We start from the raw sequence: 9,686 nt of genomic DNA, 5'->3' as shown, positions 1-9,686 counted from the left end.
TTGTATTGCCACCCCGCACCGGTGTCGACGCATTCCTCATCCAACGGAGCGACGCCCTCGATCGCCGGCAGACCGCCGGGTCCGCTGAACAACGCGGCAGCGGCCAGGCCGCCGCCTGTAGCCAGAAAATCGCGGCGGGTCACATCGCTTTCGGGGAATGGCGTTTTCTTCGGTCGTCGCGCGCTACTCAACGATCCAGTCGGGTTTAAAGGCAGGTTGGCCGTCCAGCACCCATTGCGGAGGCGGGAAGGTGCGAAGCGGGCTGTATCGCCGGTACGTCTCGAACACGTCGCCCTCCCCCAGCGCGCGCGGATCTCCCGTGGACTGCAGGAAAGCGAGCAGGCGCGCGTGCAGCGCGCCGACGCGCGCCGCCTCCGCGGGAGCGCCGGCGAGATTGACGAGGCATCCGGGATCGTCGGTCACCGCGCAAAGCTCGCGCGCAGGCCGGTGGTCGACCGCCAGGTGAAAATACCGCCCGACGCCCGGCTCGTCACGATGCGCCACGAGGAAGTCCAGCGTCGGGGCGGCGTCGATGTCGTGATACGCGCCGTGGAGGGGGCCGGGCGCGCCGTCGGGGCCGATCGCCTGCGGCGCGCCGGCGGGCCAGCGCTCCGGAGCGGGATTCCAGATGTAGAGCGCGTCGCCGGTTCGCATCGCGCGCTGGGGGTAGCCCAGGCTGTTGTAGCGCGACGACGAATGCCGCTCCCGCGCCGCAAAAACGGCCTCCCGTCCAGGCTCGGGGCCGCCCGTCTCCGCCGGCAGCAGGAGCGGCATCAGGCTCGTGCCGGTCATCGCCGGCGCTGGGACGTTGGCCGCCGCGAGCAGCGTCGGCGCGATGTCGACGAGCGACACGAGGTCATCCACCCGTCGCCCCCCGGGGACGCGCGCCGGCCACATGACCGCGAGCGGCACGTGGATGCCGTATTCGTAGGCGTTGGCCTTGGCCCGCGGGAAGGACATCCCGTTGTCGGAGGTGACGATGACGATCGTGTTCGCGAGCTCGCCGGCTTCCTCGAGCTGCTTCAGCATCTGCACGAGGTGCGCATCGAACCACTCGATTTCGTAGGCATAGTCCAGCAGATCGTCACGCACTTCGGGCGCGTCCGGCAAAAAGGGCGGGACCTCGGCGGCCGCCAGCGGTTTGCCGTGGGCCCGCCCGATGCCCGGCTTGTAGACGCGATGCGGTTCGTGGGCGCCATACCAGAAATAAAAGGGCTGTCCGGCCTCGCGGGAGGCCAGGAAATCCGCAAAATTGGCGGTGTAATCGACCGGACTGATGCCTTCCGGCGCCTCGTGGCGTCGCGTGTTGTAGGCGTCGCCGGCCGGGTTGCGGGTGCGCCCGCCGGCGGCCAGTCACCGGGCCCCCACCCCTTTCCCGTAGCCCCACCCGATAACCCGCGGCCTCGAGCAGATCCGGAAAGACGACGAGATCGGCCGGGAACGAACTGGCGTGCGTGCCTGCCTCGCGCAGCTCCCAGGGATACCGGCCCGTCAACAGCGCCGCGCGGGACGGGCTGCACCCGGGCGAGGCCACGAAGGCCCGGTCGAACAGCACGCCGGCGGCCGCCACCCGGTCGAACCCCGGCGTTCGCACCATCGTGCTTCCGTAGGCCGAGGCGTGGGGGTACGACTGATCGTCGCTGATCGCGATCAGGATGTTCGGACGTCCCTGCGCCGGGGCCTCGCGGGGCATCCCCATCAGGATCAGAACCAGACCGCCCATCCCTGCGAGCGCCCGGAATAATCGGGCCGTGGTGTACCGTTGCATGTGCTTATCTGATCTTACTGCGTGTCGTTTCGCGCGATAGGGAGGCGATCTATGGATACGGGATGCAGGATGATGGATACGGGATACGGGATGCAGGATGTTTTGCCGAAAAACCGTGTGTTTGATCGGGGATTCTGCTTCTTCGGCCGATCCGACGGGAGCGAGCGACCCCACATCCGCGCTCAGGCAACGGGTTTTTCAGAGAACCGCGCCTCCAGAGGGTCCATTTCACGGCCCGAGGGCGTGACGAGGTCGGCATACAGCTCCGGTCGCCGGCCCCGGATCCAGCGCTGGCCGGTGGACAGCGGCGTCAGGCCGAGATCCAGGTCGGCGACGACCATCGCATCGCCGGCTGCCGAGGTCTCGTCGACGATCCGGCCGTAGCAGTCGATGATCATCGCCCCGCCCGTGCGCACTTCGTCGCCGTCGATGCCCACGCCGTTGCTGAACAGGATGAAGAGGCCGTTGTCGTGCGCCCGTGCCGGCAGCCAGCGCATCAGCCATTCGCGCCCGTTCGGGCCCCGCAGGGCGGCCTGGATGGCGGCGGGGTCGGCGTGCCGGTTGTGCCAGAGCGCCGGGTCGATCCGGCGCATGCCATGCGGGCTTCGCGAGGCCGTCCCGCCGGTCTGGTGCGGCGCCAGCAGCACGGTGGCGCCCTTCAGCGCCGTGATGCGGACGTTTTCGACGAGATTATTATCCCAGCAGATCAAGACACCGAGCCGCACGCCGAGCGGGGTATCGAAGACCGTGTAACGGTCCCCGCTGCTGAGGTGGGGACTGACGAACGTGTGCAGTTTGCGGTGCGTGTGCACCTGGCCATCCGGCATGCAAACGACGTAGGCGTTATACATCCGGCCATCCTCGGCCCGCTCGATCAGGCCGGCGCCGACGATGAGGCGGTGACGCCGCGCCAGGTCGAGCAGCGCCTGCGTCGACGGCCCGTCCGGCACCGGCTCCGCGAGATCGGCGATGGCGTCGCGATCCAGCGTATGCACGTGCCAGTAGCCGGTGACGCACATCTCGGGAAAGACGACGAGGGCGGCGCCGGCGGCTTCGGCTTCGGCGCAAAAACGGGCTACGACGCCGAGGTTGTAGCGCTTGTCGCCCGGAGCATGTTCGAACTGGACGGTGGCGGCGCGCAGGCTGGCGGGGGGCGGCATGGACGGCAGGGTTGGGATGCGTGGACGGACAGGCATCCTAATATGCGGTCCGGGCCGCGAACGATCAAGCGCCGGAACCCATCACGTACAGCGACTCGAACGCCTGCATGATGGTTGAGACGCACGCGGCGTTGACATGCCGGCCATCCGGAAGAAAATACGCCGCCCGGTTTCCTGTCGCGATTTCGTAGGACGGCATGTAGTGCACCCCCTCGTACATCTGGGTCGTCTCCAGGACCGCGGCGTGGAGCACCGACTTCGACTCCTGCGTCGCCACGTACGGTCCGAGCTTTTCCCTGAAGCTGATCGAGAGCGGGATGGGCGAGACGGAAAAGAGGATGCGCACGTTCGGATTCAGCATCCGGAGCCGGCTCACGATATAATCCAGGTGCCCGCGTACTTCGGAAAACGTGAGCGTATGAAACTCGTGGCGCTCTTCCGAAAAGAACGCCGGGGCCGGGATCGCGAAAAACGCCGCCTGGTCGGCGCGATGCCGCCACAGTTCGGTGAGCCCGAGGGTCAGCACGCACACGTCGGCGCGCATGAGGGTATCGCGGCTCGCGCGCCGATGCGCCTCCAGCCGCTGCATCGCTTCCTCGACGCTGGCGCCCAGCCGGTAGGCGCCGGCGTGGTCATCCGATTTACGGTATGGATCGTAGACGTTCGAGGCATCCGTCCAGAAAGGCTCGGCCGGCTGCCACGTCTCCGGCTCCGTCGAGTACTGCACGATCTGACGCATGCTGGCAGGGTTGTAGATGACCCCCCAGTGGTGCGGAAGCCGGCTGTATCCGTGCTGATCCAGCCACCGGGCCAGCTCCTGCGCGAAACAGCTGCCCATCGTCACGATGCGCGACTGCCGGGTGATGAACCGCTCCCCCTGAAACGCCCCTACCAGCGACTCCACGGGGTACGGACTTTTACGCGCGTAGTACCCTTTGCGCGCCTGGTTCAGCATCGAAGCGGGTACGCGGCGTTCCAGGACGACCGCTTCTTCTATCGGGATGGTTGTTTCGCAGGTAATGGCCATATCCAATGGGGACTGAGATGAACATGCGGTTTGCACCGGATCGTAGATCGGCCCCAGCTGCAAAGAATTGACCATTCCCATGCGGGCACGCCGGCGCCGTGCAGCGCCTGCCTCTTCGGCGAAACAGCGAACGCCGGCCGGCAAATCATGCCGCGTCGTGGGCGCGTTCATCCGGCAACCCGCTCATCACGTCGTTGGCCCGGCGCCGACGTCGAGGACGAAGCGGAACTGCGCGTCCTCCCCGAACCACATCGGAAAGTTGGTGCCCCAGAGGTTGTTGAACAGGTTGATGTGCCAGCCGGCGCCGAGGTCCGGCTGCCGGTCCGTGAAGCGCAGCATGGCCGGCTCCCCCGGCGTCACGAGCGGTGCATCGAGGGTCGTCAGCTGCAGCGCGCTGCGGGCATCCCGATAATACAGGCCCGAATCGACGGCGTGCAGGGTCCGGTTGCCCTTGCTCACCACATCCAGCGGATTGACGCGCCGCCCCATCTTGTCCATTTCCCATCCTTGCGGGTCGAGCCCGGTCGGCGAAAACCCGAGCCAGAGGGCTTCCGGCAGGCGGCAGGCCGGCTTGTCGCGCCAGGTGAGCGTGAGTTCGGCACGCGGGGCGGCGTCCGGAAACGTCCAGTGGAGCACGAACCGCTTCGGGCAGCCGAACCGCTCGACGGCATCGCCCGCCGCCGCGGTCTCGACCAGCACCTCGACGCCGGCCGGCGTGCGCCGCCACCGGGCCCGCTCGAGCGACGGTGCGGTCATGGCGCTCACCGCGCCTTCCGCCCCGATGCCCGGCTTCGAGTTATCCAGGATACCCCACGTCGGCCGGCTGGCCAGGTATTCGTCCATGAACCGATCGTAGTCGGCCTCCGAGAAGGTCTGGTAGCGGATCCGTCCGAGCGGCCCGGCCCAGACGATCCCGGTGGCTCGCTCGACGAGTTCGACGAGCGTGCCGGACGCCCGATCGAAATCCACCCCGAAATGCGCCGTCTCGAGCGGTTGGGCCGGCAACGGCGACCAGCCTTCGGGGTCGACCGGGCGCGGTACGCTGGCGTCGAGCGCTGCGCGCGCCGCGGCGGCCAGCGGGGTCCCGTCCAGCGCACGCGCCGCGTCTTCGACATACCGGCGCTGTTCCATCCAGCTCGCTTCCATCATCTGGAACGGCGCGGACGCCCGCGCCGCGTCGAACCGGAGCCGGCTGTAGTTCGCGTAGTCATTCAGATGCGTCTTTTCATCGAGCCCCCAGGTATGCTCGGGTACGCAGAGCAGGTGTTTCGAAAAGCGTTCCGGCACGGCCTCCCCCTGCGCCTCCCAGGACCGCCGCAGCCGCGAGAGCGCCCGGTACCGGGTCACCTTCACGGGGTCGGTGCCGGCTCCGTGGATCCAGGTGTCGCCGATCTCCTGCGTCAGCACGGGGAGCGAGGCGCGGTGGCGCCCGAGGGCCTCGGCGAAGGCGTCGAGCGACGAGGCCTTCACCTCCGCATCCGGGAAGGCCTTGCGGACCCGCGCAAACACCTCGCGGATGGCTTCGGCGGATTGCGGGCCGAGGTTGTCGTCGGTGAAGCCGAAACTGAGCGCATCGTCCATCCCCGAAATATGCGCCGTCGCGCCGTAGGCGTGCTGGTACATCACGGTCACATCCGCCCCGTAGGCCCGCCAGACGAACGCCGGCGGCACGTCGGGCGGCGTCGCGGCTTCGTTCACCCCGATATGGAGAAACTCGATGCCCGCCTCGGCGAGCAGCGGCACGATGGCCCGGGTGTGGCCGGGCACATCGGTCATCTTGGCGGCGATGGTCCGGCGGCCAAAGCGCTCGTCGAGCCGGCGGGCGAGGCTCAGCCCGTAGCGGAACAGCGAGGCGTCGGCCAGTTCGCTGTGAAACGTAAACGGCAGCCCGTGCCAGACGATGTCGCCGGCCTCGATGGCGGCCTCCATCGCCCGGCGCTGGCCGGCATCGCCCGTTTCCAGATACTGGTCGATCAACCACGACCCCGTCGTCCAGACCAGGCGATCCGGGCCGCCCTCGTCGCGCAGCCGGCGTGCGGTGCGCATGACGTCCGGGATAAACACCTCGAAGTACTGTCGCTGCACCGCGGCAGCGAAGTCGGTGAATCCGAAATCGAAATGGGTTTTGAAGATGAGGTGGACCGTGGGCATGGAACGTGGGAAGTTGGGAAGTGGGAAATTGGGACGTGGGGAATCGGAAGTGGCAAAACGCGTCGTGAAACGCGCGATGAGGGTGACGGATACCGGGATGAACGGGGCGATTGTTCGCTAATCGAGAAGGCCGTAGGTTACGCGCCGGCTGCTTCGCAATCAATCTCCGCAAACCACATGCAACCCATCGACTATGCGATCATCGTGGCCTACCTGGTAGGGCTCGTATGGATCGGCGTTCGTTTGCAGCGCAAGGCTTCCGAAGGCATTGAAAGCTACTTTCTCGGCAACCGCTCCATTCCCTGGTGGGCGCTGGGGGCATCGGGGATGGCGACCAATCTCGACGTGGCCGGCACGATGGTGATCGTGGCCTTGATGTATGCGCTGGGCATCCAGGGCTTTTATATCGAGATCCGGGGCGGCGTGGTGCTCATCATGGCCTTCCTGATGGTCTACATGGGCAAATGGAACCGGCGCAGCCAGTCGATGACCGTCGCCGAGTGGATGACGTTCCGGTTCGGCACGGGCCGGCAGGGCGACTCGGCGCGCGCGCTCGCCGCGGCCGCCAACCTCATCTTCGCCATCGCCAGCGTCACGTATTTCGCGCACGGCATCGGGCTCTTCGTGGGCACGCTGATGGGGATCCCGCCCGAAATCGCCTCCCTGGCGATGATCGGCCTCGCGACCGCGTACACCGTCGCGAGCGGCCTCTACGGCGTCGTGTACACCGACCTCTTTCAGGGCGTGCTGATCTTCTTCACCCTGATGTACGTCACGGTGCACGTGTTCCTGAACTACAGCCTGCCCGAGACCTTCAGCGTCTCGGTCCCCTTGCTCGACGGCGGTTTCGAGACCATCGGCACGACGCTGGCCGACTGGGCGACCTGGACGCCCCGCGCGACGATGGATGTGCCGGGGGCGTACAGCCAGTACAACCTGCTGGGGATGGCGCTCGCGTTTTACATGCTCAAGGTGGTGATCGAGGGCTCCGGCGGCGCGGGTGGGGGGCATATGGTCCAGCGCTTCTTCTCCTCCGCCAGCGACCGCGAGGCCGGCCTCATCAGCCTGTTGTGGACCGTCCTCCTCGCCTTCCGCTGGCCATTCATCGTGAGCATCGCCATCATGGGGATCTCGTACGGTGCCGCAAACGGCGTCATCGCCAACCCCGAGGAGGTGCTGCCGATCGTCGTGATGAACCTCGTGCCCGTCGGGATCAAGGGCCTGCTCGTCGCCGGCCTCGTCTCGGCGGCGATGTCGACGTTTGACTCGACGGTCAACGCGGCCGCCGCCTACTGGGTGCGCGACATCTACCAGCACTTCATGAAGCCCCTCGCCTCCGAGAAGGCGCTGCTGCGCCAGGGCCGCTGGGCGAGCCTCCTCATCGTGGTGCTGGGCGTCGGGCTCACGTACGCCTTCACAAGCATCAACGACATCTGGGGCTGGCTGACGATGGGCCTCAGCGCCGGCCTGATGCTGCCGCAGGTGATCCGGTGGTACTGGTGGCGGTTCAACGGCTACGGCTTCGCCGGCAGTACCCTCGTCGGGATGGTGCTGGCGTTCGGCCAGAAGCTGTTCGCGCCCGGTCTGAGCGAGATGGCGAGCTTCGGCCTCATCACCGCGCTGACGCTCGCCTCGGCCGTCGTCATCACCCTGCTCACCTCGCCCACGCCGGACGACGTGCTGGACGGCTTTTTCCGGACGACGCGGCCTTTCGGCATCTGGGGCCCGGTCCGCCGGCGTCTGCCGGCCGAACTGGTCGCCTCCATCCGCGCCGAGGGCCGCCGCGACCTGCGCGCCCTCCTCGTCGCCATCCCCTGGCAACTGGTCCTGTTCCTGGCCCCGATGGTCCTCGTCCTCCGCCAGTGGGGCGCCTTCGCGATGCTGCTCGGCCTCCTCGCCGCCCTCTCCGTGTTGCTGTACCTGGCGTGGTACAGACATCTTGGCGATTGAAAATTTCAAATTGTAAATCGCAAAATGAACGTCGCAATGCAGATATCGCGACGTGATGCGCACCCGATGATGACCGGCTGCTCGTCGCGCAAACACACGATGTGGCGTTTTGCGATTTGCAGTTTTACGATTTTCATTTTGCGATCTTCACCCCACCTTTTCCTCCGCGGCGAAACGTTCCACGCGGGAGAGGAACGACGTAAAGACGCTGGGCTTGAATCCCACGAAGAAGCTCAGGAACGAGCAGAAGGTGGCGATGCGGAAGTACTGGCCCGGGCTCACGATGCTGGGGTCTAGCGCGCTGCCGGCGTTTTCGATGAGCGATGGCGGAAGCGAGATGGTGCCGACGATCACGAGCTGACCGGTCGCCATCGCGAGAAAGATAAAGAAGCCCCGCACCATCGCGGCGGTCGGGCTGGGCAGTGTCGTCGTATGCCCCATCGTTCCGCGTCCGTATTCGCCGACGAGCGACGCGAAGCAGCAGAGCCAGAGGATGTTGCTCCACGTCCACGTAAAGACGAATCCGAGCAGGTTGGCGGTTCGGTTCAGCGGCGGATTCGATTCGTTCAGGACGTGCTTCAGGAGGTTATCCGACGGCACCGCCGATCCCAGTACGAAGAACCCGATCCACAGCAAGAGACACAGCGCAAGCGCGAGCGTCGAGGTTCTGGAAGTAGGCATGATGGATTGTCTCGTTGTGTTGCGATTCGGGTGGTTCGCCCCGCAACAAGGCCGAGATCGTGCCATGCCCCCGCTTTACCGCAATCGCGCTCGATAAGCGGATTATTACCGAACGCGCCGGCTACGAATGTCTATTTCGCTGGACAATGCCCGCCGCCGGCCGGCCTCATTCACCAAACCGCGGCGTAATCATCATCCAGGCCTGCCGCGCGTCGATGTACTGCGCCAGATCCCGCATGGACAGGACCTGGTACCCGTTGCGCTTCAGATAGCGCAGGTACTTTTCGAAGAGCGGCTGCGGCGTGTTCACCCAGGGATGCGCGGTGTCGGGAACGCCGTGGACCGTCAGCACCACGACCTTGCCGTCCTTCGCTTCCTGCAGCGCGGCCATGATCAGCGCCTCGTTGTCCTCCAGCAGGGTGTAGCTGGGCACGAGATAGGGATGGTCGACCTCCGGATCGTACGGCCGGTCCTCGCCGATGCGCGCGAAGAGGTACCCCTTTTCCGAGAGAGTCAGCATGGCGTACGGATCGGTCTTGTACGCCGGATAGGCGAACGTGAGCGGTCGGGGGATGCCGAGGGAGATCCCGCGGTCTTCGATGTAGCTCAACTCGTTCGCGAACTCCGCCGGCGACATGTCGGGCACGTGCCGGTGGGAGCCGGTGTGGTTGCCAATCTCGAAGCCCATCTGGTTGAGCATGCGGATCTGCTCCCACGTCATGTACAGCGTCTTGTCGGAGAACGGCGGTTTTTCAAACTCAGCGATATAAAACGTCGCGCCGAACCCATACTGTTTGAGCAGCGGAGCCACCACCGTGGCGTGGCTGACCACCGCGTCATCAAAAGTCAGGACCACTGTTTTGTCGGGGATGGGCTGGCGGAGGATCTGGGCGAAGGCGTCGCCGGCGCCAAGGTGCGCCAGCACGATGCATGCAAGGAGGAAGGATCT

At 66.1% G+C, this 9,686-nt stretch carries 8 protein-coding genes; 2 read left to right on the top strand and 6 right to left on the bottom strand.

What is annotated here, in order from left to right:
- Window positions 1–183: 183 nt before the first annotated feature.
- Window positions 184–1,353, bottom strand: coding sequence for a sulfatase-like hydrolase/transferase (locus R2834_24585; GenBank protein ID MEZ4703531.1), 1,170 nt, complete (start codon window positions 1,351–1,353; stop codon window positions 184–186).
- Between the two features lie 101 nt (window positions 1,354–1,454).
- Between R2834_24585 and R2834_24580 the strand changes: the two genes are divergently transcribed.
- The gene (locus R2834_24580) at window positions 1,455–1,610 is read left to right on the top strand and encodes a hypothetical protein (protein MEZ4703530.1); all 156 of its coding nucleotides are present in this window, start codon (window positions 1,455–1,457) and stop codon (window positions 1,608–1,610) included.
- Window positions 1,611–1,950: 340 nt separating this feature from the next.
- Here the strand turns inward: R2834_24580 and R2834_24575 are convergent, their stop codons facing one another.
- The 3 genes from R2834_24575 to R2834_24565 all read right to left on the bottom strand — a co-directional run bounded on the left by R2834_24575 (window position 1,951) and on the right by R2834_24565 (window position 6,106).
- The gene (locus R2834_24575; protein ID MEZ4703529.1) at window positions 1,951–2,928 is read right to left on the bottom strand and encodes a nitrilase family protein; all 978 of its coding nucleotides are present in this window, start codon (window positions 2,926–2,928) and stop codon (window positions 1,951–1,953) included.
- A gap of 64 nt (window positions 2,929–2,992) precedes the next feature.
- Entirely contained in the window at window positions 2,993–3,955 is a 963-nt protein-coding gene (locus tag R2834_24570) for a GSCFA domain-containing protein (protein MEZ4703528.1), read from the bottom strand.
- A gap of 186 nt (window positions 3,956–4,141) precedes the next feature.
- Window positions 4,142–6,106, bottom strand: coding sequence for a DUF5054 domain-containing protein (locus R2834_24565; GenBank protein MEZ4703527.1), 1,965 nt, complete (start codon window positions 6,104–6,106; stop codon window positions 4,142–4,144).
- 177 nt (window positions 6,107–6,283) lie between these two features.
- Here R2834_24565 and R2834_24560 point away from each other — a divergent pair, with 177 nt between their 5' ends.
- Window positions 6,284–8,056 (top strand): hypothetical protein, encoded by a 1,773-nt coding sequence (locus R2834_24560; protein ID MEZ4703526.1) that lies wholly within the window; start codon window positions 6,284–6,286, stop codon window positions 8,054–8,056.
- A gap of 147 nt (window positions 8,057–8,203) precedes the next feature.
- Here R2834_24560 and R2834_24555 read toward each other — a convergent pair whose 3' ends face one another.
- Both R2834_24555 and R2834_24550 read right to left on the bottom strand, forming a co-directional pair.
- Complete coding sequence (locus R2834_24555; protein MEZ4703525.1) at window positions 8,204–8,737, bottom strand: hypothetical protein; 534 nt, start codon at window positions 8,735–8,737, stop codon at window positions 8,204–8,206.
- A gap of 166 nt (window positions 8,738–8,903) precedes the next feature.
- Window positions 8,904–9,686, bottom strand: a 783-nt coding sequence (locus R2834_24550) for a polysaccharide deacetylase family protein (protein ID MEZ4703524.1), incomplete at its 5' end; no start/stop codon positions are given.

The organism is Rhodothermales bacterium (genome assembly GCA_041391505.1).
Lineage (GTDB): Bacteria > Bacteroidota > Rhodothermia > Rhodothermales > JAHQVL01 > JAWKNW01.
Note: the sequence above shows the minus strand (reverse complement) of the source record. Positions and strands in the feature narration are given on the sequence as shown.